The sequence below is a fragment of the Lentzea albidocapillata subsp. violacea genome (assembly GCF_900100275.1).
GTDB classification, from domain to species: Bacteria; Actinomycetota; Actinomycetes; order Mycobacteriales; family Pseudonocardiaceae; genus Lentzea; species Lentzea violacea.
Map to the genome: position 1 here is coordinate 170,245 of NZ_FNET01000013.1, position 24,076 is coordinate 194,320.

General features: G+C 68.9%; 23 protein-coding genes. 18 read left to right on the forward strand and 5 right to left on the reverse strand.

Going from position 1 to position 24,076, the window contains the following annotated elements:
- Positions 1–145: 145 nt before the first annotated feature.
- Positions 146–526, reverse strand: coding sequence for a PPOX class F420-dependent oxidoreductase (locus BLR21_RS27185; protein WP_090009820.1), 381 nt, complete (start codon positions 524–526; stop codon positions 146–148).
- Positions 527–571: 45 nt separating this feature from the next.
- On the opposite strand from BLR21_RS27185, the gene hisF reads away from it, so the two are divergent.
- From hisF to hisI, 3 genes are read left to right on the forward strand one after another with little or no spacing between them, the layout of a single operon-like run.
- Positions 572–1,330 (forward strand): imidazole glycerol phosphate synthase subunit HisF, encoded by a 759-nt coding sequence (hisF, locus tag BLR21_RS27190; RefSeq protein ID WP_090009824.1) that lies wholly within the window; start codon positions 572–574, stop codon positions 1,328–1,330.
- Complete coding sequence (locus tag BLR21_RS27195; protein WP_090009828.1) at positions 1,327–1,686, forward strand: hypothetical protein; 360 nt, start codon at positions 1,327–1,329, stop codon at positions 1,684–1,686. The genes hisF and BLR21_RS27195 overlap by 4 nt, the downstream gene beginning before the upstream one ends.
- The gene (hisI, locus tag BLR21_RS27200; protein ID WP_030477025.1) at positions 1,683–2,033 is read left to right on the forward strand and encodes a phosphoribosyl-AMP cyclohydrolase; all 351 of its coding nucleotides are present in this window, start codon (positions 1,683–1,685) and stop codon (positions 2,031–2,033) included. The genes BLR21_RS27195 and hisI overlap by 4 nt, the downstream gene beginning before the upstream one ends.
- A gap of 4 nt (positions 2,034–2,037) precedes the next feature.
- On the opposite strand, the gene BLR21_RS27205 is transcribed toward hisI, so the two are convergent.
- Positions 2,038–2,640 carry a TetR/AcrR family transcriptional regulator gene (locus tag BLR21_RS27205; RefSeq protein ID WP_420843913.1) on the reverse strand — a complete coding sequence of 201 codons (603 nt, stop codon included), beginning with the start codon at positions 2,638–2,640 and terminating at the stop codon, positions 2,038–2,040.
- Between the two features lie 47 nt (positions 2,641–2,687).
- Here BLR21_RS27205 and BLR21_RS27210 point away from each other — a divergent pair, with 47 nt between their 5' ends.
- From BLR21_RS27210 to BLR21_RS27235, 6 genes are all read left to right on the forward strand, one after another.
- Positions 2,688–4,226 (forward strand): anthranilate synthase component I, encoded by a 1,539-nt coding sequence (locus tag BLR21_RS27210; RefSeq protein WP_090009833.1) that lies wholly within the window; start codon positions 2,688–2,690, stop codon positions 4,224–4,226.
- A complete protein-coding gene (locus BLR21_RS27215; protein ID WP_090009836.1) occupies positions 4,216–4,617 on the forward strand; it encodes a Trp biosynthesis-associated membrane protein in 402 nt (133 codons plus the stop codon). Before BLR21_RS27210 ends, BLR21_RS27215 begins: the two co-directional genes overlap by 11 nt.
- A gap of 132 nt (positions 4,618–4,749) precedes the next feature.
- Positions 4,750–5,559, forward strand: coding sequence for an indole-3-glycerol phosphate synthase TrpC (gene trpC / locus BLR21_RS27220; protein WP_090009839.1), 810 nt, complete (start codon positions 4,750–4,752; stop codon positions 5,557–5,559).
- Between the two features lie 35 nt (positions 5,560–5,594).
- Positions 5,595–6,815: a tryptophan synthase subunit beta gene (gene trpB / locus BLR21_RS27225; RefSeq protein ID WP_090009841.1), complete on the forward strand. Its 1,221-nt coding sequence runs from the start codon at positions 5,595–5,597 to the stop codon at positions 6,813–6,815.
- Positions 6,815–7,603 carry a tryptophan synthase subunit alpha gene (gene trpA / locus BLR21_RS27230; protein WP_090009844.1) on the forward strand — a complete coding sequence of 263 codons (789 nt, stop codon included), beginning with the start codon at positions 6,815–6,817 and terminating at the stop codon, positions 7,601–7,603. Before trpB ends, trpA begins: the two co-directional genes overlap by 1 nt.
- 395 nt (positions 7,604–7,998) lie before the next feature.
- Entirely contained in the window at positions 7,999–8,565 is a 567-nt protein-coding gene (locus BLR21_RS27235) for a Uma2 family endonuclease (protein WP_090009847.1), read from the forward strand.
- Here BLR21_RS27235 and BLR21_RS27240 read toward each other — a convergent pair.
- The gene (locus tag BLR21_RS27240) at positions 8,562–9,710 is read right to left on the reverse strand and encodes an FAD-dependent monooxygenase (RefSeq protein ID WP_090009850.1); all 1,149 of its coding nucleotides are present in this window, start codon (positions 9,708–9,710) and stop codon (positions 8,562–8,564) included. The genes BLR21_RS27235 and BLR21_RS27240 overlap by 4 nt on opposite strands.
- A gap of 482 nt (positions 9,711–10,192) precedes the next feature.
- On the opposite strand from BLR21_RS27240, the gene lgt reads away from it, so the two are divergent.
- From lgt to BLR21_RS27255, 3 genes are read left to right on the forward strand one after another with little or no spacing between them, the layout of a single operon-like run.
- Entirely contained in the window at positions 10,193–11,194 is a 1,002-nt protein-coding gene (lgt, locus tag BLR21_RS27245) for a prolipoprotein diacylglyceryl transferase (RefSeq protein ID WP_090010036.1), read from the forward strand.
- A gap of 3 nt (positions 11,195–11,197) precedes the next feature.
- Positions 11,198–11,860: a response regulator transcription factor gene (locus tag BLR21_RS27250; protein WP_090009853.1), complete on the forward strand. Its 663-nt coding sequence runs from the start codon at positions 11,198–11,200 to the stop codon at positions 11,858–11,860.
- A gap of 48 nt (positions 11,861–11,908) precedes the next feature.
- Positions 11,909–13,282 (forward strand): sensor histidine kinase, encoded by a 1,374-nt coding sequence (locus BLR21_RS27255; protein WP_090009857.1) that lies wholly within the window; start codon positions 11,909–11,911, stop codon positions 13,280–13,282.
- Here the strand turns inward: BLR21_RS27255 and BLR21_RS27260 are convergent.
- Complete coding sequence (locus tag BLR21_RS27260) at positions 13,251–14,150, reverse strand: TAXI family TRAP transporter solute-binding subunit (protein ID WP_090009860.1); 900 nt, start codon at positions 14,148–14,150, stop codon at positions 13,251–13,253. The two genes, BLR21_RS27255 and BLR21_RS27260, sit on opposite strands and share 32 nt — an antisense overlap.
- A gap of 111 nt (positions 14,151–14,261) precedes the next feature.
- Between BLR21_RS27260 and dctA the strand changes: the two genes are divergently transcribed.
- From dctA to BLR21_RS27280, 4 genes are all read left to right on the forward strand, one after another.
- Positions 14,262–15,614 (forward strand): C4-dicarboxylate transporter DctA, encoded by a 1,353-nt coding sequence (gene dctA / locus BLR21_RS27265; RefSeq protein ID WP_090009863.1) that lies wholly within the window; start codon positions 14,262–14,264, stop codon positions 15,612–15,614.
- A 542-nt stretch (positions 15,615–16,156) separates the two neighbouring features.
- Positions 16,157–20,680, forward strand: coding sequence for a glutamate synthase large subunit (gltB, locus tag BLR21_RS27270; protein WP_090009865.1), 4,524 nt, complete (start codon positions 16,157–16,159; stop codon positions 20,678–20,680).
- Entirely contained in the window at positions 20,673–22,178 is a 1,506-nt protein-coding gene (locus BLR21_RS27275; RefSeq protein ID WP_090009868.1) for a glutamate synthase subunit beta, read from the forward strand. The genes gltB and BLR21_RS27275 overlap by 8 nt, the downstream gene beginning before the upstream one ends.
- 89 nt (positions 22,179–22,267) lie before the next feature.
- On the forward strand, positions 22,268–22,690 hold the full coding sequence (locus BLR21_RS27280; protein WP_090009872.1) for a hypothetical protein: 423 nt from the start codon (positions 22,268–22,270) through the stop codon (positions 22,688–22,690).
- 62 nt (positions 22,691–22,752) lie between these two features.
- Here the strand turns inward: BLR21_RS27280 and BLR21_RS44015 are convergent, their stop codons facing one another.
- Positions 22,753–22,875, reverse strand: coding sequence for a hypothetical protein (locus BLR21_RS44015; RefSeq protein ID WP_256334964.1), 123 nt, complete (start codon positions 22,873–22,875; stop codon positions 22,753–22,755).
- Positions 22,876–23,124: 249 nt separating this feature from the next.
- Here BLR21_RS44015 and BLR21_RS27285 point away from each other — a divergent pair, with 249 nt between their 5' ends.
- Positions 23,125–23,442 carry a hypothetical protein gene (locus tag BLR21_RS27285; RefSeq protein WP_030477009.1) on the forward strand — a complete coding sequence of 106 codons (318 nt, stop codon included), beginning with the start codon at positions 23,125–23,127 and terminating at the stop codon, positions 23,440–23,442.
- A gap of 54 nt (positions 23,443–23,496) precedes the next feature.
- A complete protein-coding gene (locus BLR21_RS27290; protein ID WP_090009878.1) occupies positions 23,497–24,069 on the forward strand; it encodes a carbonic anhydrase in 573 nt (190 codons plus the stop codon).
- The last annotated feature ends 7 nt before the right edge of the window (positions 24,070–24,076 follow it).

Sequence of the window (24,076 nt, forward strand, 5' to 3'; positions counted from 1 at the left end):
GGCGTAGGCGTGGATTGGGTGTCCGTCGACGTGGATCGGCGTTGTCGACGGTGGACCGACGTCGTCAAGGTTGATGAGCCGGATCAACGTTGACTCGACATTGACTGACGGGTGTTGATTGGCCGGTGTGGCGGGCGTCTACCGGTCAGCTCGCCCCGGTGATCCGGATGCCCACCGACCCGGTCCGCCCGCGCCGAAGCTTGCTGCCGAACACCGTGAACCACCCGAACAGCCCGTACTTCTTCGAGATCCGCGACCGCACGACGTCGCTCTCGTCGTCGTCCACCAGGGCCGCGTGCGCCTTGACCGACTCACCCTTCGGGTTGCCGCGGACGTCGCACGGCCCGATCTCCACGTCGCCGTTGCGGCGGATCCGCTTGACCTTGCCGGTGTCCCGCGCGCTCCAGGCGTAGATGACGTCGTCGTTCTCGCCCGGCACGACCCAGACCGGAGTGGGTACCGGGGTGCCGTCCTTGCGGAACGTCGTCAGCAGTAGGTACTTGCCCTCGCCCAACTCGGTGATCATGGCGCCGCAGCGTAGTCGCCGGGCCTGCCTTGTAGGCTTTCCCGCATGTCAGTCGCGGTCCGTGTCATCCCCTGTCTCGACGTCGACCGCGGCCGGGTGGTGAAGGGCGTCAACTTCACCAACCTCGTCGACGCGGGCGATCCCGTCGAGCTTGCCAGGGCGTACGACGCCGAGGGCGCGGACGAGCTGACGTTCCTCGACGTGACGGCCAGCAGCGGCGACCGGGAGACGACGTTCGACGTCGTCCGCCGCACGGCCGAGCAGGTGTTCATCCCCCTCACGGTCGGCGGCGGCGTGCGCAGCCCCGAGGACGTCAACAAGCTGCTGCGCGCGGGCGCGGACAAGGTCAGCCTCAACACCGCCGCCATCGCACGCCCCGAGCTGCTCAAGGAGTGCTCGCAGCGGTACGGCGCGCAGTGCATCGTGCTGTCGGTCGACGCACGGCGGGTGCCCGGCGGCACCGGCTTCGAGGTCACGACGCACGGCGGTCGCAACGGCACCGGCATCGACGCGATCGCCTGGGCCGCGAAGGGCCAGGAGCTGGGCGTCGGCGAGATCCTGCTGAACTCGATGGACGCCGACGGCACCAAGGCCGGCTTCGACCTCGAACTCCTCGAACTGGTGCGCCGCGAGGTCGACGTCCCGCTGATCGCGAGCGGTGGCGCGGGCGCGATCGACCACTTCCCGCCGGCCGTCGCCGCGGGCGCCGACGCCGTGCTCGCCGCGAGCGTCTTCCACTTCGGCCAGCTCCGCATCAGCGAGGTCAAGGACGGCCTGCGTCAGGCCGGCGTCGTGGTGCGATGAAACCGGTCGAGGTGCGGGTCGCCTCGGCGGTCGCCTTCGGTGGCGCCCTGGCGTTCTTCGTGATCGGCCTGGTCCTGTGGCGCTCGACCGGTGACGCGGACGTGCTGAAGCTGCCGTCGTTCATCGCGATCCTCGAGCTGCCCGTCGCGGCGGCGCTGCTCATCAGGCTCCGGTTCATGCACTACCCGGCGATGATCGTGTTCGTCCTCGTCGCTCTGCTGCACCTCGTCATCGTGCTGGCAGAGGGGCCGGCGTGGGCCCGCGTCGCGTCCGGAGTGCTGTCCGCTGTGCACATCTACGGAGTGGTCCTGCTCAACACCGGACCGGCTCGTGAACACCTGGGAGGTCCCCGTTGAGCAACCCGCTCGATCCCGCCATCGCCGACAGGCTCAAGCGCACCCCGGACGGCCTGGTGTGCGCGGTCGCCCAGCAGCGCGGCACCGGTGAGGTGCTCATGGTGGCGTGGATGGACGACGAGGCACTGCACCGCACCCTCACCACCCGCCGCGCGACGTACTACTCGCGCAGCCGCCGGCAGCTGTGGGTGAAGGGCGAGACCTCCGGGCACACCCAGTACGTGCACGAGGTCAGGCTCGACTGCGACGGCGACACATTGCTGCTGACCGTCGACCAGGCCGGCGCCGCCTGCCACACGGGCGACCGCACGTGCTTCGACGCCACGGTGCTGCTCGCCGACGCGTGATGCTCTAGTCCAGGTCGCCGGTGAGGTAGCGCTGGAGGTTCGGGGCGACAGTGCGGACCACCGTCTCCAGATCGGTCGACGCCAGCGGCTCGAACTGCACGACGTACCGGACGATGCCGAGGCCGACCATCTGGGTCGCGCACAAGGTGGCCCGGAGTTCGTGCTGCTCGGCGTCGAGCGCCGTCAGCACGTTCTTGAAGATCGCGTTGATGAGGAACGACTTCAGCGCGCCCGCCACCTCCGGCTGGCTGGTGACGCTGCGGATCAGGGCCGCGAACGTGCCCCCGCCGGTCGCGTCCCACACCGTCACGAAGGTGCGCACGATGCGTTCGCCCGCCTCTTCGGCCGGGCCGTCGAGGATGCGCTTGAGGATCTCGGCCGGGTCGAACGGGAGCTGCAGCACCGACTGCGCGAACAGGCCTTCCTTGCCGCCGAACCAGTGGTTGACCATCGCGGCGTCCACGCCTGCCTTGGCGGCGATCGCGCGTACCGTGGCGCCGTCGTAGCCCTTCTCCACGAACACCTCGCGGGCCGCTGCGACGAGCGCGGCCTTGGTGTCCTCGCCCGCGGCACGGCGGCCTCGGCGTTTCTGGTTGACTTGCTCCACGTGGGCCATAGTTCAACATATGTTGAATTTATGCAACAATTGTCGGCATGGTGAGCGTCATCGGGGCTGTGGCCGCCGCTGGTCTGGGGACTGTGAGTCCTACGCGTGAGGAGTTCCGCGAGCTCGCGGTCAACCGCCGGGTCATCCCGGTGGTCCGCAAGCTGCTCGCGGACGCGGAGACCCCGGTCGGCCTGTACCGCAAGCTCGGGGCCAGTCAGGCCGGCACGTTCCTCTTCGAGTCGGCGGAGAACGGGCGGTCCTGGTCGCGCTGGTCGTTCATCGGCGTGCGGTCGACGGCCGCGCTCACGGCGACGGGCGGTGAGGCGTTCTGGACGGGTACGCGGCCCGTCGGCCTGCCTGACGGCGGCGACCCGCTGGAGGCGTTGCGCGAGACCATCGAGGTGCTGCGCACGGACCCGTTGCCCGGCATGCCCCCGCTGACCGGCGGCATGGTCGGCTACATCGGCTACGACGCGGTGCGGCGGCTGGAGAGGCTGCCCGTCATCGCCGAGGACGACCTGAAGATCCCCGAGCTGGTCATGCTGCTGGCGACCGACCTCGCCGCGCTCGACCACCACGAGGGCACCGTCACGCTCATCGCGAACGCGATCAACTGGGACGACTCGGCCGAGCGGGTCGACGCCGCGTACGACGACGCGGTGCGCCGCCTCGACGAGATGACGACGGCGCTGCACACCCCCGCGCCGCCGACGGCCGCCGTGTTCTCTCGGCCCAAGCCGGAGTTCCGCCGCCGGCGCTCGCAGGCCGAGCACTTCGCGGCCGTCGAGAAGGCCAAGGAGGCCATCCGGGCGGGCGAGGCGTTCCAGATCGTCGTGTCGCAGCGGTTCGAGATCGACACGGACGCCGACGCGCTCGACATCTACCGGGTGCTGCGCGCGACGAACCCCAGCCCGTACATGTACCTGCTGCGCCTCGACGGGTTCGACATCGTCGGGTCCAGCCCCGAGTCGCTGGTCACGGTGCGCGACGGCAAGGCGACCACGCACCCGATCGCGGGCACCCGCTGGCGCAGCGAGGACCCCGAGGAAGACGCCCTGCTGGAGAAGGACCTCCTCGCGGACCACAAGGAACGCGCCGAGCACCTGATGCTCGTCGACCTCGGCCGCAACGACCTGGGGCGCGTCTGCAAGCCGGGTTCGGTGCACGTCGTCGACTTCTTCAAGGTCGAGCGGTACAGCCACGTCATGCACATCGTGTCGACCGTGACCGGTGAGCTGGCCGAGGGCAAGACGGCCTACGACGCGGTCGCGGCCTGCTTCCCGGCCGGCACGCTGTCCGGGGCGCCCAAGCCGCGCGCGATGGAGCTCATCGAGGAACTGGAGCCCACGCGCCGCGGCCTCTACGGCGGCGTCGTCGGCTACTTCGACTTCGCCGGGGACGCGGACACCGCCATCGCCATCCGCACCGCCCTGGTGCGCGACGGGGTGGCGTACGTGCAGGCCGGTGGCGGCATCGTGGCCGACTCGGACCCGCTGGCCGAGGACAACGAGTGCCTGAACAAGGCGGGCGCGGTGCTGGCCGCGATCGCCACCGCGCAGACGATGGCGCCGGCAGTTGAAAGCTAGCTCGCCGCTGTGGATCGCCGCGCTCCTGCTCGTGGGCGCGGCGGGTGCCTTCTGGGGTGCCGGCTCGGTGCCGGTCGCGTTGCTCTGCCTAGCGGCCGTCGCGGCGGTCGTCGCGCTGAGCGGGGTGACGCGCCGGGTGCTCGGCGCGTTGCTGGTCGTCGTCGGCATCGCCGGGGCGTTCTCCGGCCACTGGATGGCGATCGCCGGAGGCGTGCTCGTGGTGGCCTCCGGCGCGCTTCTGGTGGCGCTGGGGGCCCGGATGCCGAAGATCGGGGTGGGCGGGCAGAAGACCCGCGCGCACGACCCCGAGACGGACATGTGGCGCGCGCTGGAGCGCGGGGATGATCCGACCGACGATACGACCCCTGGCAGGACGGCCTCGAACGAGTGAAGATCATTCACGCACGTTCGTGCATGTGACACGTGTACGGCCTTGGTTAGCTGCGGGGACACTTGAACCCCGGTGGCTGGGGCGTTACTCCGGCGGGGTTAGCATCCCCATAGCGGGAAGGGGAACAACACTGTGACGGTTCTCGAGTCGATCCTCGAAGGTGTGCGTGAGGATCTCGCCGCTCGCGAGGCCAAGTTGCCCTTCGCCGACGTGAAGGAGCAGGCCGCCAAGGCCACTCCGCCGCTCGACGTGCTGTCGGTGCTGCGCGGGCCGAACGTGGGTGTCATCGCCGAGGTCAAGCGCCGCAGCCCCTCCAAGGGCGCACTGGCGGAGATCCCGGAGCCGGCCGAGCTTGCGTCCGCCTACGAGGCGGGCGGCGCGTCGGTGATCAGCGTGCTGACCGAGCAGCGCCGCTTCGGCGGGTCGCTGGCGGACTTCGACGCGGTGCGCCGGGCGGTGAAGATCCCGCTGCTGCGCAAGGACTTCATCGTGTCGCCGTACCAGGTGCACGAGGCGCGCATGCACGGTGCGGACGTGGTGCTGCTGATCGTGGCCGCGCTGGAGCAGAACGCGCTCGTGTCGCTGCTCGACCGCGTCGAGTCGCTCGGCATGACGGCGCTCGTCGAGGTGCACACGGCCGAGGAGGCCGACCGCGCGCTGGAGGCGGGTTCGTCGGTCATCGGCGTGAACGCGCGCAACCTCCACACGTTGGAGGTCGACAAAGACGTTTTCGGCAGGATCGCTCCGGGTCTACCCTTCGAGACGATCAAGATCGCCGAGTCTGGTGTGACCGGGCCCGGCGACCTGATGTCGTACGCCGGCGCGGGTGCCGACGCGGTGCTCGTCGGCGAAAGCCTGGTGACCAGCGGAGACCCCAAGGCCGCCGTGAACAAGCTCGTGACCGCGGGCTCACACCCCGCGTGCCCCCGGCCCAGCCGGTAGGGCACGGTTGATCCAAGCGCCAGAGGAGTTACCCGATGGGCCAGTTCACGCCCACACCGCATGATCCCGACGCGCGTGGCCACTTCGGCCCGTGGGGCGGCCGGTTCGTCCCGGAGGCCCTGATCGCCGCGGTGGACGAGTTGGCCGCCGAGTACGACAAGGCGCGGCTCGACCCGGAGTTCGTGAACGAGTTCAAGCGCCTCCTGAGGGACTTCGCGGGCCGTCCGTCGCTGCTGACCGAGGCCCCGAAGTTCGCGGAGCACGCCGGTACGCGGGTGTGGCTCAAGCGTGAGGACCTCAACCACACGGGTTCCCACAAGATCAACAACGTGCTCGGCCAGGCGTTGCTGACCAAGCGCATGGGCAAGCAGCGCGTGATCGCGGAGACCGGCGCCGGCCAGCACGGCGTGGCGACGGCGACCGCGTGCGCGCTCCTCGGTCTCGACTGCGTCGTCTACATGGGCGAGGTCGACACCGAGCGCCAGTCGCTCAACGTCGCCCGCATGCGTCTGCTGGGCGCCGAGGTCATCCCGGTGAAGTCCGGGTCGCGCACCCTGAAGGACGCGATCAACGAGGCGTTGCGCGACTGGGTCGCCAACGTCGACGACACGCACTACCTGCTCGGCACCGCCGCGGGCCCGCACCCGTTCCCGCTGCTGGTCCGCGACTTCCACCGGATCATCGGCATCGAGGCGCGCGAGCAGATCCTCGAGAAGGCCGGGCGCCTGCCCGACGCCGTCGTCGCCTGTGTCGGCGGCGGCTCGAACGCGATCGGCATCTTCCACGGCTTCATCGACGACACGGACGTCCGCCTGGTCGGCGTCGAGCCCGGCGGCTCCGGCCTGGACAGCGGCAGCCACGGCGCGACGCTGACGGCGGGCACGCCCGGTTCCCTGCACGGCGCGATGTCGTACGTCATGCAGGACGAGGACGGCCAGATCACCGAGGCGCACTCGATCTCCGCCGGCCTCGACTACCCCGGCGTGGGTCCCGAGCACTCGCACCTGAAGGACATCGGCCGCGCCGAGTACTTCCCGGTCACCGACGCCGAGGCCATGGAGGCGTTCGCCCTGCTCTCGCGCACCGAGGGCATCATCCCGGCGATCGAGTCCTCACACGCGCTCGCGGGCGCGCTGAAGCTCGGACCGTCGCTGGGACCGGACGGACTCCTGGTCGTGAACCTCTCCGGCCGCGGTGACAAGGACATGGACACGGCCGTGAAGTACTTCGGCCTCGCTGACGGGGGACAGGCCTGATGTCGTTGTCTGACGTGTTCGCCACCGCGCGGGCCGAGTCGCGTGCCGCGCTGATCGGCTACCTGCCCGCGGGTTTCCCCACGGTCGAGGGTTCCAAGGACCACCTCCGTTCGATGATCGAGTCAGGGTGCGATCTGGTCGAGGTCGGCCTGCCGTTCTCCGACCCGGTGATGGACGGCCCGACGATCCAGGCCGCCGCCGAGCAGGCGCTGTCCGCGGGCTTCCGCGTGCGGGACCTGTTCGACGTGGTAGCTGCCGTTGCCGACGCCGGTGGGCGTGCGGTCGTGATGACGTACTGGAACCCGGTGCTGCGTTATGGCGTCGACGCGTTCGCGCGTGACCTCGCCGCCGCCGGTGGGCTCGGCATCATCACGCCCGACCTCGTGCCGGACGAGGCCGAGGACTGGATGGCGGCTTCGGCCGCGCACGGCCTCGACCGCACCTTCCTGGTGGCGCCGTCGTCGACCGAGGAGCGCATCGCGATGACCGCGCGTGCCTCGTCCGGTTTCCTCTACGCCACCGCGGTCATGGGCGTCACGGGCGCCCGTGACGTCGTGTCGTCCGCCGCTCCCGCTCTCGTCGCGCGGGTCCGCGAGCACACCACGCTGCCCGTCGGTGTCGGGCTGGGTGTGCGGTCCGGTGCACAGGCCGCCGAGATCGCCGGGTTCGCGGACGGCGTCATCGTCGGGTCGGCGTTCGTGACGGCCGCAGGTGAGAGCGACGCCGCGGTGCGCGCGCTGGCCGCTGACCTCGCCCAGGGTGTGCGATCGGCTGTCGCTCCCGTCTGAACCTCCTTTGCTCCGTGAAGCCGCTCGGCCTGCCGGCCGGGCGGTTTTGCTTTGCGCTGCTTGAGAAGCCGCCTCTGCAGCGGCGGCTTCACCTTTTGGTTGTCGGGTGGCGCGGAACTGCTTGAATTGGTTGAACGCTGTGCTCGCCATCGAGTGGTTGTCGGGATGGCGGGTATGAAGTTGTCGGGAGCCTTGCCTCCTTTCGGAGCCTTTGACGTTCCTCCAAGAGCATGACATGGATTCGAACACCTGATCGAGTGAATCCTGGGTCGATTGGGGTCAAAACCCCGTTGGCTGTCGGTCTGAGCTGCGATCGTTGGGTTCATGCACAAGCCAGCCATCCGCTCGACGTGCCACACTGGTGGTACGCAGGCGGTCAACGGAGGTGATGCCCAGTGGCGGCGCCAGCCGAAGTTCAGCCCGATTTCCTGCTGCCCAACCATGAAGGGCCTTGGACGCTCAAAGACGTCCTCGCATTGCCGGAAGATCACAGTCAACGCATCGAACTCGTCGACGGGATGCTTCTCGTGAGCCCGTTGGGGAGTTACCGGCACCAGCGGCTAGTGGGCAAAGTGTTCGTTGCGCTGGATCGTGCATGTCCGGCGCAGTTCGAGGCGACTGTCGAGCTCAACGTCTCGCTGTCGACCGGCCGCTTGCTGATCCCGGACTTCACAGTGGTGAAGCCATGTGATGCAGACATCACGTTCCCGGTGTCGAACCTTGTGCTGGCAGGCGAGGTGCTCTCCAAGAGCACGCGAATGAACGACCTGGTGCTCAAGCGTCATGTGTATGCGGAAGCCGCAGTTCCCTACTACTTGATCATCGACCCGTCGAAGAAGGTTGTCGAGGCGACGCTGCTCGAACTCAACGAAGAAGGTGAGTACGTCGAGATCGCGCGCAGTAAGGCCGGGGTGCTGACGTTCGACCGGCCGTTCCCGGTCACGATCGAGCTGCCCTCCTAGCCGTAGAGCCACTCCAGCCGTTCGTGCAGGTCGGCGACGGTCCACGAGGCGAACATCGCGTCACGGGCCGCAGCCGCACCGCCGGCTGGGTGATAGACCTCCCGCCCCATCGACCTCGAGGCGTGGTGGACGCGCGCGGTCCGCTCCGAGCGGAGCGTCACGTACCGAGCAAAAGAGCCGGCCACGTCCTGAGGATCGAACACGGAGGAGAGGCAGACGGCGTCCTCCAACGCCTGACAGGCGCCCTGCGCGGCGTACTGCAGCACGGGATGGGCGGCATCTCCGAGCAGCACGACGCGTGAGTCCTGCCAGTTCGTGATCGGCCTGCGGTCGCACAGCACCCACGTGCGCCACTCGTCGGCGAGTCCCATGATCCGAGTCGCGTCGTCGCACACCGGCGTGAAGTGCTGCATCACCTCGGCGTGCTCGACGGGCTTGCCGTTCATGGGCTCCGTTGCCGCGTTGTCCGCGGTGGCCACGAGGTTCACGTACCGTCCGCCGGCGATCACGTACCAAACGACGTGGTAGCGCGGTCCCGCCCACAGCGTGACGACGTTCTCCTTCAACGACTGCGGCACGTTCCGCGAGGGAATGACCGCGCGGAACGTCGTGTGCCCGGACACCTGCGGATCCCCGTCGCCCACGAGTTGCCGCCGCACCGCCGACCGCAGCCCGTCCGCGCCGATCAGTGCCTCCCCGTGCACGAGGTCGCCCGACCGCAGCACCGCAGTGACCCCGTCAGCGTCCTGCGCGTAGGCCTCGACGCCACTGCTCACCCGGAGGTTGATCCGCTTGTCGTGCCGGCAGGCGTCGAGCAACGGGCCGAGCACGTCGTTGCGGTGCACCACCGCATAGGTGCCGAACCGCTCCCGAAAGCCCGCGTCGATCGGCAACCCGGCGATCTGTCGCCCGGACACCCCGCACCGCAATCGCAACTCGTCCACGTGCACGGCCCGAGCCCGCACCGCGGCGCCCACGCCCAGCGCGTCGAGCATGCGGAACCCGTTGGGCCCGACCTGGATGCCGGCGCCGATCTCCTCGAACGCCGCCGCGGCCTCGAGCACCGTCACCCGCACCCCGGCCCGCGCGAGCCCGAGCGCCGTCGCCAGCCCGCCGATACCGCCGCCGACCACCAGGACCGTCATGTCCGACCTTTCGGGAGTCCGCCCAGACCGCGTCCGAGTATCGCGGTTCAGCGATCACGAGCACCCGAGGATCGGGGCCAGCGGCGGGCAGGCCGCGAGCGGCAGTGATCACAGTGGCCTGCGGAGTAGACGCGGCGCTCGAACTCCGCGGTGGGCGAAGCAGAAAGCCCCGGATCGGGGAAGCGTCCCCAGCCTGGTCTCCGCGATCACTACCCGGGATCGCGAGTTCGGCCCCGCTGGACAGGCGGTCGAAGGTGGATGAACGGGCACCGTTCCGCCGTCCGACGAGCGGATCTCAGGTGCACAGCCCGGCGTCCCGGAAGGCGAGCCCAACGCGCCTATGCGCAGCTACCACACACACGCGCCAGGCCGGGTACCCCCAATTTCTATTCTAGTGATCGGCACCGACAGGGTTCGGGCTCGATAACGATCGTGCGCCCCCACGGGACGCTCACAGGCCGACCGGTACGGTGGGCGCCGTGTTGGACGCCCTTCTGGCCACGATCCCGAGTCCCGACCGCGGTGTTTGGTACCTCGGTCCGCTCCCCATCAGGGCCTATGCGCTGTGCATCATCGCCGGCATCGTCACCGCCATCTGGTGGGGTGAGCGCCGCTGGGTCGCCCGCGGCGGCATCAAGGGCGAGGTCACGGACATCGCCGTGTGGGCGGTGCCGTTCGGCCTCGTCGGCGGGCGGCTGTACCACGTCATCACCGACTACCAGAAGTACTTCGGGCCGGGCAAGAACCCGCTCGAGGCGCTGGAGATCTGGAACGGTGGCCTCGGTATCTGGGGTGCCATCGCGCTCGGTGCCGTCGGTGCCTGGATCGCGTGCCGCCGCAGGGGCATTCCGCTGCCGGCGATGGCGGACGCGCTCGCGCCCGGCATCCTCGTCGCGCAGGCCATCGGGCGGCTCGGCAACTACTTCAACCAGGAGCTCTACGGCGGCGACACGACGTTGCCGTGGGGGCTTGAGATCTATCGCCGCGTCACGCCCGATGGGCGCGAGGACGCGCTGGCGGGCGTCGCCATCGACCACACGCCGATCCAGGTCGTGCACCCGACGTTCCTCTACGAAATGTTGTGGAGCCTCGGTGTCGCGCTGCTGATCGTGTGGGCCGACCGGAAGTTCCGGCTGGGCCACGGCCGGGTCTTCGCGCTCTACGTCGCGGGCTACACGGCCGGCCGGTTCTGGATCGAGCTCATGCGCACCGACGAGGCGACGCTGATCTTCGGCACGCGCGTGAACGTGTTCGTGTCGGCGATCGTGTTCATCGGCGCGGTCGCGTACTTCATCATCGCCAAGTCCCGCGGTGAGCGTGAGGACGTCGCTGCGCTGCGCGGCACCGGCGGAGATCCCGTGGCAGAGACGGCGGAAGCGGCCGAAGCGGAAGCCGTTGAGGACACGGGCGTCGCCGGGGACAGCGAGGACGACGCCGCCGAGAAGGACAAGAAGAACTCCCCGGAATCCGTCAAACCGGAGTGATCTGTGCGCGTGCTCGTCGTCGAGGATGACGACCGGGTGGCCCGAGGCCTGCTGACCGCGCTGCGGCACGCGGGCTACGAGGTGCATCGGGTGGCCACGGCCGCCGACGCGCTGCGTGCCGCGCCCGCCGACGTGGTGCTGCTCGACCTCGGCCTGCCCGACGGCGACGGCCTGGACGTGCTGCGCGAGTTGCGGCACCGGCCGGGCACCGCCGTCATCACGGTGACCGCGCGCGGCGAGGAACGTGAACGCGTGCTCGGCCTGCGGGCCGGGGCCGACGACTACGTGGTGAAGCCGTTCGGCACGTCCGAGCTCCTCGCCCGGATCGAGGCCGTCCTCAGGAGGACGCGTACGCACCGCGCGGAGCCGGAGGCCGAGGGGCCGATCCAGATCGGTCCACTGCGGATCATCGCCTCGACGCGGATCGCCACAGTGGACGGTGAGCCGCTCTCGCTGACGCGCAAGGAATTCGACCTCCTCGCGCTCCTCGCGACCCGCAAGGGCGAGGTGGTGAGCCGCGACTTCATCGTGGACCAGGTGTGGCAGGCGCACTGGGAGGCGCCGTCGCGGACGCTGGACACGCACATCGCGGCGTTGCGCGGCAAGCTCGGCGGCCACGTCAAGATCGAGACGGTCAGGGGAGTGGGCTACCGGCTCGCCGCGTGACGAGTGTCCGAGAGACATCCACAGGCTGTTGCGGAACAATCACCACCGATGCTCCGCCGACTGCTCGTCATCACCGTTCCGCTGCTCGTCGCCCTGGTCGCGGCGCTCGGCATCCCCTTGGCGTCCGCGGTCGTGCAGCGTGAGACCCAGACGACCTACCTCGACCGCCTCAGCGACGCGAGCAGGTTCGCGGCGCTCGGCGAGAGCGCGTTGCAGTCGGACCGGCTGGAGGCGCTGAGCCAGGAGATCCAGCGCTACGACAACCTCTACGACATCCCGGTCGCGCTGGTCAGCGCCGACAAGCGGATCCTGCTGGCGTCACGGCAGGGGTTCGACCCCAGCAGCGACCGCGAGGTCACGAAGTCGCTGAACACGGCACTGAACGGCGGTGTGCGGCCCGAGCCGGAGTACACGGGCTGGCCGTGGCGCACCGGGCCGATGGTCGTCGTCGAGCCGGTCGGGCGGGACAGCGAGGTGGTGGCCGCGGTCGTCACCATCTCGCAGACGCGGGGCCTGCGGACCGAGGTGTTGCGGCAGTGGGGGTTGATGGCGCTGGCCGGGCTCGCGCCGATGCTGGCCGTGGTCGCCGCCGCCTGGCCCATGTCGCGGTGGGTGCTCAGGCCGGTCGGCAGGCTCGACGAGGCCACCGCCGCCGTGGCCGCGGGCAACCTGGACGTGCGGGCGGACGAGGTCGGCGGGCCGCAGGAGCTCCGCAGGCTCGCGCGCAGCTTCAACACCATGGTCGACGTCGTCGGCAAGGCTCTGAACAGGCAGAAGGCGTTCGTGGCCGACGCGTCGCACCAGCTGCGGAACCCGCTGGCGAGTCTCCGGCTCGCCGTGGACAACCTCGAACCGCACGTGGACGGCGACCTCGCGCGGGAAGCGCACCAGATCGCGGTCGAGGAGGCCGAGGAGATGGGGCGCGTGCTCGACACGCTGCTCGCCGCGACCCGGCTCGACAGCGCGCGGCAGACCGAGCCCGTCGAGATCGACCAGCTGCTCACGACGCACCGGGCGGCCTGGCAGGCGCTCGCGAGCCGGTCCGGTGTCACGCTGAAGATCGACGTGCCGGCGGGCCTCACCATGCAGGAACCGCCCGGCGGCCTCGGCAGCGTGCTCGACGAGCTCGTCAGCAACGCCATCCGGCTCGCCAACGCCACCGAGATCACGATCACCGGCAAGCACGGTGAGCTGCACGTCGTCGACAACGGCGACGGCCTGAGCGCCGAGGAACGCGAGCTCGCGCTGCAACGGTTCTGGCGCGCGACCAAGCACCAGAACATCGCGGGCACCGGGATGGGGCTCGCGATCTGCGCCGAGCTGATCGAATCGGCAGGCGGCACGCTCACCCTGCACGACGCGGACCCGGGACTGGACGTGAAGGTCGCCCTCAGCGCTTCACGGAACGGAACCAGCGCATAGCGCCGTCGTGCAGCGGCACGAGGCCGGTCGCGATGCCGGTGCGGACGTTGATCCGCGACGCCTCCGGGTGGCCCTCCACGATCCGCGCGGTCTCGGTGAACACCGTGCGCGTCACGACCTCCACGACGTCCGCGCTCAGCGACTCGCGCGCCAGCAACAGGTTCGGCACCGCGAACGTCTGGTTCGCCGGCACGTCCTCGTAGGTGGTGCTGGGGATCGTCGCCGGGATGTAGGGGCCCTTGTACTTCTCGGCGAGCCTGACCGCCTCCAGCGGGATGTCGACCAGCCGCACGTTGCCCTGCAGATCGGTGATCGCGGGCGTCGGGATGCCGGTCAGCGCCAGCATCGCGTCCAGTGACCCGTTCGCGACGCGCCGGGACGCCTCGGCGTGCGCCATGCGTTCGTCCATTGCGGACAGGCCGAAGAACTCCAGCATCCGCTCGGCGGTGAACTCCGTGCCGGAACCGATGGGGCCCAACGAGATCCGCTTGCCGGCCAGATCGCCGAAGGTGTGGATCGGCGACGCCGCCGGGACCGCGATCTGCATGAAGCTGTCGTAGAGCCGGCCGACCGCGCGGACGCTCTGCGGGACGTCGATCGGGTCCAAAGAGGACAGCGCGAGCTGGGCTTCACCCGATCGCAACAACTGGAGGTTCTCCACCGACGCGGCGGTCGGGATCGCGGTGACCCTCGTACCGGGCAACTGCTCCGCCAGCGCGGCCGCCAGAGCCCCTCCGACCTCGCGGAACACCGCGCCGTCAGGACCGGTCGCGAGCACCAGTTCAGCGGGTGCCTCGACCCTGCGCGGGGTGCACCCGGCGAGAGCCAGTCCGGCCCCTAGCAGAAGCGTGCGACGGCTGAGCGACACCGACGAAGCCTAGCTGTTACGTCAGGGCTGTCTGAAGTTTCCTCTGGTCGGCTTGTCGGGCCTGGTGGCGCGGCTCACTCTCTCTCCCAACACGTAGTTCAAGGAGGAACAGTGGCCACCACGACCACAGGGCGCAAACCGATCTACAAGCACCTCTACTTCTGGGTGCTGGTCTCCATCGTGCTGGGCGCTGCCGTCGGCTTCCTGTTCCCCAAACAGGCGTCCGAGATGAAGTGGCTCGCCGACCTGTTCGTGAACCTCGTGAAGGTCGTCATCGCGCCGACCATCTTCGCGACGATCATCGTGGGCATCGCGGGCCTCGGCAACCTCGCCAAGGCAGGCGGCCTCGCACTCCGCACGATCCTCTACTTCACCGCGATGACCGCGCTCGCACTGGCGATCGGCCTCGTCGTCGTCAACATCGTGCAGCCGGGTCACCACGGAGGTGAGATCGCGCTGAACGAGGCCGCGGCCCAGGACACGCTGAAGTCCGCGACCACCGCGGAAACCGGTGTCACCGGCTTCATCCTGAGCCTGGTGCCCAAGTCGTTCGTCAGCGCGTTCACGGACGGACAGCTGATCCAGGTCCTCGTCATCGCGATCCTCGTTGCCGTCGCCGTGGCGGGCATGGGCGAACGCGGTGCCAAGGTCGTCTCCGCGATGGAGACCCTCTCCAAGGTGATGTTCGGCATCATCAAGATCGTCATGTACGCGGCCCCGATCGGCGCGTTCGGCGGCATCGCCTACACGGTCGGCAAGTTCGGTGGCGGCATCCTCGGCAAGCTGCTGTGGCTGATGGGGTCCTTCTACGCCACCTGCATCCTGTTCGTCGTCGTGGTGCTCGGCGTCGTGGCACGGATCGCGGGTTTCAGCCTGTTGAAGTTCCTGCGCTACATCAAGGACGAGATCCTGATCGTGCTCGGCACCTCGTCCAGCGAGTCGGTGCTGCCGCGCATGATGATCAAGCTGGAGGCGGCGGGCGCGCAGAAGTCGGTCGTCGGCCTCACCATTCCGACCGGGTACTCGTTCAACCTCGACGGCACCTGCATCTACCTGACCATGGGGGCGATCTTCATCGCCCAGGCCACCGGCCACGACGTGTCGATCGGTGTCCAGATCGGCCTGCTGCTGTTCATGCTGATCGCGTCGAAGGGCGCCGCGGGCGTCACCGGCGCCGGCCTCGTCACCCTGGCCGCCTCGCTGCAGGCGTTCGAGGCGCACTCGGCCATTCCCGCGGTCGGCATCGCGTTGATCGTCGGCATCGACCGCTTCATGTCCGAGGCCCGCGCCATCACCAACCTGATCGGCAACGGTGTGGGTTCCCTGGTCGTCGCCGCCTGGCAGAAGGCCCTCGACAAGGACCGCCTGAACGAGGTGCTCGACAACCCGGACCTGGTCGACGTGGACGACCTGCTGGAGAAGGAGCACGCGGAGTCCGGCAGGGAGCCGGTCGCGGCTCACTGAGGCGTCCGTGGCTGGAGGCGACTCTTCCCGCCTCCAGCCATGTGACCTCAGACCTCCATGTATGCCGAGGTCCCGCTCTCCCCGCATGCGGCGCGGGGTGAACGGGGCCTCGGTCTCGTTTGGTGGGGAACAATCGCGATTTGCCTGAATGGACGGTGCGCGGGCAATCGGGTTCCGGTGACGTGAGCGTCCGCTAACTGAGACGGCAGGCGGCTGACCAGCCAGAACGTCTCCGTACCCAGCTCATCCACTGGCAAACCGGGAATGTCACGCAACTCTCATCGCGCTGGCCGGAGTTGAACGTTCGGTTACGCTTACCCGGCTGTAACGAACGCCGACGTTGGACGCAATGTCGTTCTCCAGCCGGGAATCGTTACAGTTCCATGACCTAGATCACCCATTGGCGGGTGTCCCTGGGTTTCGCGGCTGTTAAAGTCGCGTCAACACGCGGGCCATCGTCGTCCCGTGCTCCCACCTGTTGGTTCGAGGTCTGAGCACGAGGACTTTGTTCTTTAGCGAGGACGACGAAGGAGGTCTGCGCAGTGATCTTCTCCGCCATCCCCGGCCCCCAGGGTCTCTACGACCCGGCTGATGAGCGCGACGCGTGCGGCGTCGCCATGGTGGCCGACATCCAGGGCAGGCGTTCGCACGGCATCGTGAGTGATGCCCTGACGGCGCTGGCGAACCTGGAGCACCGAGGCGCCGCCGGCGCCGAGCCCACGTCGGGCGACGGTGCTGGCATTCTTTTGCAGCTGCCGGACGAGTTCCTGCGTGCTGTGGTCGAGTTCGAGCTCCCGGAACGCGACCGGTACGCGGCGGGAATCGCTTTCCTGCCGTTTGACTCCGAAGAACGCGCTACCGCGATGCAGGAGATCGAGCGCATCGCGGAAGAGGAGAACCTCGTCGTTCTCGGCTGGCGCGACGTCCCGGTCGACCCGGAGAAGGCGAACGTCGGCCCGACCGCGATGTCGGTGGCGCCGCACTTCGCGCAGCTCTTCGTGAAGGGCACGCGCGACGAGGCCGGGATCGGCCTGGACCGCCTGGCCTTCTGCCTGCGCAAGCGGGTCGAGCACGAGGGCAGCGTCTACTTCCCTTCCCTGTCGGCGCGCACGATCGTCTACAAGGGAATGCTGACGACCGAGCAGCTGCCGGCGTTCTTCCCCGACCTGCACGACGAGCGCCTCTACTCGGCGATCGCGTTGGTGCACAGTCGTTTCTCCACGAACACCTTCCCCTCGTGGCCGCTCGCGCACCCGTTCCGGTTCGTCGCGCACAACGGTGAGATCAACACCGTCCGCGGCAACCGCAACCGCATGCGTGCCCGCGAGGCGTTGCTGGACAGCGAACTCATCCCGGGCGACCTCGCCCGGCTGTTCCCGATCTGCAACCCGGACGGCTCAGACTCGGCGTCGTTCGACGAGGTGCTGGAGCTGCTGCACCTCGGCGGCCGCAGCCTTCCGCACGCGGTGCTGATGATGATCCCGGAGGCGTGGGAGAACCACGCCACGATGGACCCGAAGCGCCGCGCGTTCTACCAGTTCCACGCGTCGCTGATGGAGCCGTGGGACGGTCCGGCCTGTGTCACGTTCACCGACGGCGAGCTCGTCGGCGCGGTGCTCGACCGCAACGGACTGCGCCCCGCCCGCTGGTGGCAGACCGCCGACGGCCGGGTCGTGCTGGCCTCCGAGACCGGTGTGCTCGACGTGCCGTCCGACCAGGTCGTCGCGAAGGGTCGCCTGCAGCCCGGCCGCATGTTCCTGGTGGACACCACGCAGGGCCGCATCATCGACGACGACGAGTTCAAGTCGTCGCTGGCCTCGGACTCGCCCTACGACGAGTGGCTGCACGCCGGCCTGCTCGACCTCGCCGACCTGTCGGACCGCGAGCACGTGGTGCAGAGCCACGAGTCCGTCGTGCGCCGCCAGCTCACCTTCGGCTACACCGAGGAGGAGCTGCGGATCCTGCTCACGCCCATGTCGATCATGGGTATGGAGCCGCTGGCCTCGATGGGCACGGACACCCCGGTCGCGGCGCTCAGCCAGCGCTCCCGGCTGCTCTACGACTACTTCGTGCAGAACTTCGCGCAGGTCACGAACCCGCCGCTGGACGCGATCCGCGAAGAGATCGTCACGTCCGTCAAGCGCGTGATGGGCCCCGAGCAGAACCTGCTCGACCCCGGCCCCGTCTCGTGCCGCCACGTGACGCTCGACTACCCGGTCATCGACAACGACGAGCTCGCCAAGCTCATCCACATCAACGACGACGGCGACCTGCCGGGCTTCGCCTGCACCGTCCTCTCCGGACTGTACGAGGTGGACGGTGGCGGCGAGGCGCTCGCCGCCGCGATCGAGCGCGTGCGTCGCGAGGCGTCGGAGGCCATCGCGAACGGCGCCCGGACGCTGGTGCTGTCCGACCGCGACTCGGACCACCGCATGGCGCCGATCCCGTCGCTGCTGCTCGTCTCCTCGGTGCACCACCACCTGGTGCGCACCAAGGAACGCCTGCGCGTCGCGCTCGTCGTCGAGTCCGGTGACTGCCGCGAGGTCCACCACGTCGCCGCGCTGCTGAGCTACGGCGCCGCCGCGGTGAACCCGTACCTCGCGTTCGAGACGATTGAGGACCTGATCAATCAGGGCGCCATCACCGGCGTGCGCGCGCACAAGGCCGTGCGCAACTACGTCAAGGCGCTCGTCAAGGGCGTCCTGAAGATCATGTCGAAGATGGGCATCTCGACCGTCGGCGCCTACACCGCGGCGCAGATCTTCGAGGCGGTCGGCCTGTCGAACGACCTGCTGGACGAGTACTTCACCGGCACGCAGTCGAAGCTCGGCGGCGCCGGCCTGGAGGTGCTCGCCGAGGAGGTGGCGCTGCGCCACCGCCGCGCGTACCCGGACAACCCGACCGACCGCGCGCACCGCAGGCTCGATGTCGGAGGCGAGTACTCGTACCGCCGTGAGGGCGAGCTGCACCTGTTCACGCCGGAGACGGTGTTCCTGTTGCAGCACGCCACGAAGACGCGCAAGGAAGATGTCTTCCGCCAGTACACGGCGGAGGTCGAGCGCATCTCCCGGCAGGGCGGCACGTTGCGCGGGCTGTTCAAGTTCCGTAACGAGGGCCGCACGCCGATCCCGATCGACGAGGTCGAGCCCGTGAGCTCGATCGTCAAGCGCTTCAACACCGGCGCCATGTCGTACGGCTCGATCTCGGCCGAGGCGCACGAAACCCTTGCCATCGCGATGAACCGGCTCGGTGGCCGGTCCAACAGTGGCGAGGGCGGTGAAGACAGGGAGCGCCTGTACGACCCGGAGCGTCGTTCCGCGGTCAAGCAGGTCGCGAGTGGACGGTTCGGCGTCACGAGCGAGTACCTCGTGAACGCCACGGACATCCAGATCAAGATGGCTCAGGGCGCGAAGCCCGGCGAGGGTGGCCAGCTGCCCGGCTTCAAGGTCTACCCGTGGATCGCGCGCACCCGGCACTCCACGCCGGGTGTCGGCCTGATCTCGCCGCCGCCGCACCACGACATCTACTCGATCGAGGATCTGGCGCAACTCATCCACGATCTGAAGAACGCGAACGAGCAGGCACGGGTTCACGTGAAGCTCGTCTCGTCGATCGGCGTGGGCACGGTCGCGGCGGGTGTCGCCAAGGCGCACGCGGACGTCGTGCTGATCTCCGGCTACGACGGCGGCACCGGCGCTTCGCCGATGAACTCGCTCAAGCACGCCGGCACGCCCTGGGAGATCGGTCTTGCCGAGACCCAGCAGACGTTGCTGCTCAACGGTTTGCGCGACCGCATCACCGTCCAGGTCGATGGCGCGATGCGCACCGGCCGGGACGTCGTGGTCGCGGCTTTGCTCGGTGCCGAGGAGTTCGGTTTCGCCACGGCGCCGCTGATCGTCGCGGGCTGCGTGATGATGCGCGTCTGCCACCTGGACACGTGCCCGGTCGGCGTCGCCACGCAGAACCCCGACCTGCGCGCCCGCTACACCGGCCAGGCCGACCACGTCGTGAACTTCTTCGAGTTCATCGCGCAGGAGGCCCGGGAGATCCTCGCCGAGCTGGGCTTCCGCACGATCGACGAGGCCGTCGGTCACGCGGAGCTGCTCGACAAGGACGAGGCGATCGAGCACTGGAAGACCGAAGGCCTGAACCTGGCCCCGGTCTTCGAGGTGCCGCAGACCCCGTACCCGACGGCGAAGCGCAAGGTCCGCGACCAGGACCACGGCCTCGACAAGGCACTGGACCGCACGCTGATCCAGCTCGCCGAGGCGGCGCTGGAGGACGCGCACCAGGTCACCCTGGAACTGCCCGTCCGCAACGTCAACCGCACGGTCGGCACGCTGCTCGGCGCCGAGGTCACCCGCCGCTTCGGCGGCGAGGGCCTGGAGGACGACACGATCCGGGTCAAGCTGACCGGGTCGGCCGGCCAGTCGCTCGGCGCGTTCCTGCCGCGCGGCATCACGCTGGAGATGGTCGGCGACGCGAACGACTACGTCGGCAAGGGCCTGTCCGGCGGGCGGATCATCGTCCGGCCGCACGACGACGCGCCGTTCCGCGCCGAGCAGCAGGTGATCGCGGGCAACGTGATCGGCTACGGCGCCACGTCCGGTGAGATCTTCCTGCGCGGCCGGGTCGGCGAACGCTTCTGCGTCCGCAACTCCGGCGCATTGCTGGTGGCGGAGGGTGTGGGCGACCACGCGTTCGAATACATGACCGGTGGCCGGGCCGTGGTGCTCGGGCCGACCGGACGGAACGTCGCGGCCGGCATGTCCGGCGGCATCGCGTACGTGCTCGACCTGGATCCCCTGTCGGTGAACCAGGAGATGGTGAATCTGCAGCGCCTCAGCGCCGAGGACCTGCGTTGGCTCAAGGACGCCGTCACCAAGCACCACAAGGCGACGGGCTCTGCCGTCGCCGCGTCGCTGCTCGGTGACTGGACCCGTCGGGCCGGTGCGTTCACGAAGGTCATGCCCGGTGACTACCAGCGCGTTCTCGAGGCCATGCGCCTCGCCCGCGCCGAGGGCCGGGACGTTGACGCGGCTGTCATGGAGGCGTCTCGTGGCTGATCCACAGGGATTCATGAAGTACACCCGGTCCGACGCGCCGAAGCGTCCGAAGCCGGATCGACTGCAGGACTGGAACGAGGTCTACCTCCGCGAGGAACCTCCCGAGCGCAACGCCGCCGTGCGCACGCAGGCGACGCGGTGCATGGACTGCGGCATTCCCTTCTGCCACAGCGGAACCGCGGGCTGTCCACTCGGGAACCTGATCCCCGAGTGGAACGACCTGGTGCGCCGCGGCGACTGGGAGCTCGCCTCGGACCGCTTGCACGCCACCAACAACTTCCCGGAGTTCACGGGTCGTCTGTGCCCGGCACCGTGTGAGGCCGCCTGCGTGCTGGCGATCTCGCACGACGCCGGTGGTGCCGTCGCGATCAAGCGGGTCGAGGAGACCATCGCGGACGTGTCCTGGGAGAACGGCTACGTGCAGCCGGCCCAGGCGACGGTGTCCTCCGGCAAGCGCGTCGCGATCGTCGGTTCCGGCCCCGCCGGACTCGCCGCCGCGCAGCAGCTGACCCGCGCGGGCCACGAGGTCGTGGTGTACGAACGGGACGACCGGCTCGGTGGCCTGCTGCGGTACGGCATCCCCGAGTTCAAGATGGAGAAGAAGATCCTCGACCGCCGCCTGTCGCAGCTTCGCCGCGAGGGCACCAGGTTCGTCACCGGCTGCGAGGTCGGCGTCGACATCACCGTCGAGGAGCTGCGAGCCCAGTTCGACTCGGTCGTACTCGCCGTGGGTGCGCTGCGCGGCCGTGACGACAAGACGACTCCGGGACGTGAGCTCAAGGGCGTGCACCTCGCGATGGACCACCTGGTCCCCGCGAACCGCGCCGTCGAAGGCGACGGCCCGTCCGCGTACTCGGCCGAGGGCAAGCACGTCATCGTCATCGGTGGCGGCGACACGGGCGCCGACTGCTACGGCACCGCGACCCGCGAGGGCGCGCTGTCCGTGACGCAGCTCGACCAGTACCCGATGCCCCCGTCGGTCCGCGACGACGACCGTTCGCCGTGGCCGGTGTGGCCGCACATCCTGCGCACGTACCCCGCGCACGAGGAGGCCGGCGAACGCCGCTTCACCGTGGCGGTCAAGCGTTTCGTGGGCGACGACGACGGCCACGTGCGCTTCATCGAGCTGCAGCAGGTACGCGTCGAGAAGGACTCGTCCGGCCGCCGCAGCGTGGTGCCGCTGACCGACGAGGTCGAGGTCCTGCCCGCGGACATGGTGCTGCTGGCGATCGGCTTCGAGGGCGTCGAGCACATGCGGTTGCTCGACGACCTGGGCATCTCCCTGACGCAGCGCGGCACGATCTCGTGCGGCTCCGACTGGCAGACGACCGCGCCCGGCGTGTTCGTCTGCGGGGACGCCCACCGTGGCGCTTCCCTCGTGGTGTGGGCGATCGCGGAGGGGCGGTCCGTGGCGAACGCCGTGGACAGTTTCCTCACGGGTTCCTCGAACCTGCCTTCGCCGGTCATCCCGAACCAGCTTCCGCTCGCTGTGGTCTGACAACGGCGTCCGACCTGCGGAGAGCAGCATGACGCCCCGCGCGACAATGACGTCGCGCGGGGCGTTCGCCTTCTCTAGGGTCTGCGTTCGTGGAGGAGTTTCCGCTCGCGTTCGCGTCGATCCAGGGCGAGTTCGGCGGCACGACCTGGGACGCGGTGGCAGCGTGGTTCGACGAGCTGCGCCGGGAGAACGACGGCTTCGCCTCGCACCAGTACGTGAGGGACGTCGTCGCCAGCGTGCTCGACAGCGGCGTGGCCGACCGCCTGGGAGTGACAACGTCGATGCACGACCTCGTCGTGGTGTCGCTGGACACGCCGAACGGGCACTACGAGACGATCAAGGTGCTCGCGCCGTCACCGATGGCACCCGTCGATGACGGCTGCTTCGTGCTGACCTTCTACGGCCGCAAGAAGCGCAGACAGGGACGCCGGGTGATCGAGCAGCACCCGGTCGCCGAGGCCGTGCCCGCGTTCTGGCGGATGGTGGAGGAGAAGTTCGGCGTCACGCGCTAGCCGGCTGACCGCGCGCCTGCGGTCGCGCAACTCGAGGTGCAAACGCTCACGCGACGCTTCACCTACCTGAATCCCGTCGTCGGGATGAACTTCAGGAAACTTTCGTGGTCACGGTCGAGCAAGTCACGGATCAGTGTCGCGATCACCACATTCTGGGTCGCATGGCTGATGAAAACCCTCGCCACGACGGTCTCCTTTGGCATTCGGTCACCGATTGTGCAGATCCGGCAGGGATCGGTCGCCGGTTTTCCACTAAACGGCACATTTACAACGCGCGATGATCACTCTGCGCATGCGTACGTTTCCGTGAACCAGAAGCCCTTTCGGGTGAAATTTGGGTGTGATGCGGGCAAAGTCAGTCTCGTATATCGCGAAGGTTGTCCAGTTTGGGCGAAACTGGTAGCTGTAGAGCAACTTGGTCGGGGGGTGTGAGCATGCGCAGCGTTCTTCTCGCTGTCATCGTCGCCCTCTGCGCCGTGCTGACCCCGGCCGTGTCCACTGTGTCGGTCGGCGCCCCGCCGCCGAAGTCGAAGACCTCTGTCCCCAAGGAAGAAGCTCCGCGCGAGGAGCGCGAGACGAGCCGCCTGCGTCTGCTGGTCACCTCCGTCGACCGGTCGTCCAACGTGGCCGCTCCGTCCTTCTTCACGGTATTCACGCCGCGCGCCGTTCCCGGTGTTCTCACGCTCGTGTCCAACGCCGAACCAATAGTGGTCTGGCGAACACCCCCTGCACTGCAGGTGTTCCGTAACTGATCGGTCCCCACTTCCCGATTCAACCGAACACTTCCTTAGCAGTGAGGGACTCCCATGGACTTCCATCGCTTTGTTCAGCATGCCCGCGCACACGCCGCATCACGTTCCCGCGCGCTCGGCCGCAAGCTCGCCGCAGGCCAGCAACCCACCACGATGTTCATCACGTGTGCCGATTCACGCATCGTGACGGCCGCGATCACGGGTGCCGAGCCCGGTTCGTTGTTCGAACTCCGGACCGCGGGCAACGTGATCCCGCCCTATTCGCTGGCCGCGCCCTCCAGTGAGATGGCCACGATCGAGTTCGCCGTGCTGCAACTCGGCGTCAGCGAGATCGTCGTCTGTGGCCACTCGCACTGCGGTGCGGTCGGCGCGTTGCACGGCGGCGGCATCGATCACCTGCCCGCCATGCGCGGCTGGCTGCGTCCCGGGCGGGCGCGCAAGTCCTCCGACCCGGCGATGCGCGCGGAAGGACAGGACCACGTGCGCACCCAGCTGGACGTCCTGCTGGCGTACCCGTTCGTGGCCGACCAGGTCGCCTCGGGGGAGTTGCGCGTCCACGGCTGGTTCTACGACATCGAGACCGGCCAGGTCTCCGCGTGTGCCGAGCACGCTTTCCTTCCGCTGTAGGGGTTTC

Bases quoted from the DNA above. Each gene is read 5' to 3' on its own strand.
- BLR21_RS27185 (WP_090009820.1), bottom strand. From the start codon at position 526: ATGATCACCGAGTTGGGCGAGGGCAAGTACCTACTGCTGACGACGTTC.
- hisF (WP_090009824.1), top strand. From the start codon at position 572: ATGTCAGTCGCGGTCCGTGTCATCCCCTGTCTCGACGTCGACCGCGGC.
- BLR21_RS27195 (WP_090009828.1), top strand. From the start codon at position 1,327: ATGAAACCGGTCGAGGTGCGGGTCGCCTCGGCGGTCGCCTTCGGTGGC.
- BLR21_RS27210 (WP_090009833.1), top strand. From the start codon at position 2,688: ATGGTGAGCGTCATCGGGGCTGTGGCCGCCGCTGGTCTGGGGACTGTG.
- trpB (WP_090009841.1), top strand. From the start codon at position 5,595: ATGGGCCAGTTCACGCCCACACCGCATGATCCCGACGCGCGTGGCCAC.
- trpA (WP_090009844.1), top strand. From the start codon at position 6,815: ATGTCGTTGTCTGACGTGTTCGCCACCGCGCGGGCCGAGTCGCGTGCC.
- BLR21_RS27240 (WP_090009850.1), bottom strand. From the start codon at position 9,710: ATGACGGTCCTGGTGGTCGGCGGCGGTATCGGCGGGCTGGCGACGGCG.
- BLR21_RS27255 (WP_090009857.1), top strand. From the start codon at position 11,909: ATGCTCCGCCGACTGCTCGTCATCACCGTTCCGCTGCTCGTCGCCCTG.
- BLR21_RS27285 (WP_030477009.1), top strand. From the start codon at position 23,125: ATGCGCAGCGTTCTTCTCGCTGTCATCGTCGCCCTCTGCGCCGTGCTG.
- BLR21_RS27290 (WP_090009878.1), top strand. From the start codon at position 23,497: ATGGACTTCCATCGCTTTGTTCAGCATGCCCGCGCACACGCCGCATCA.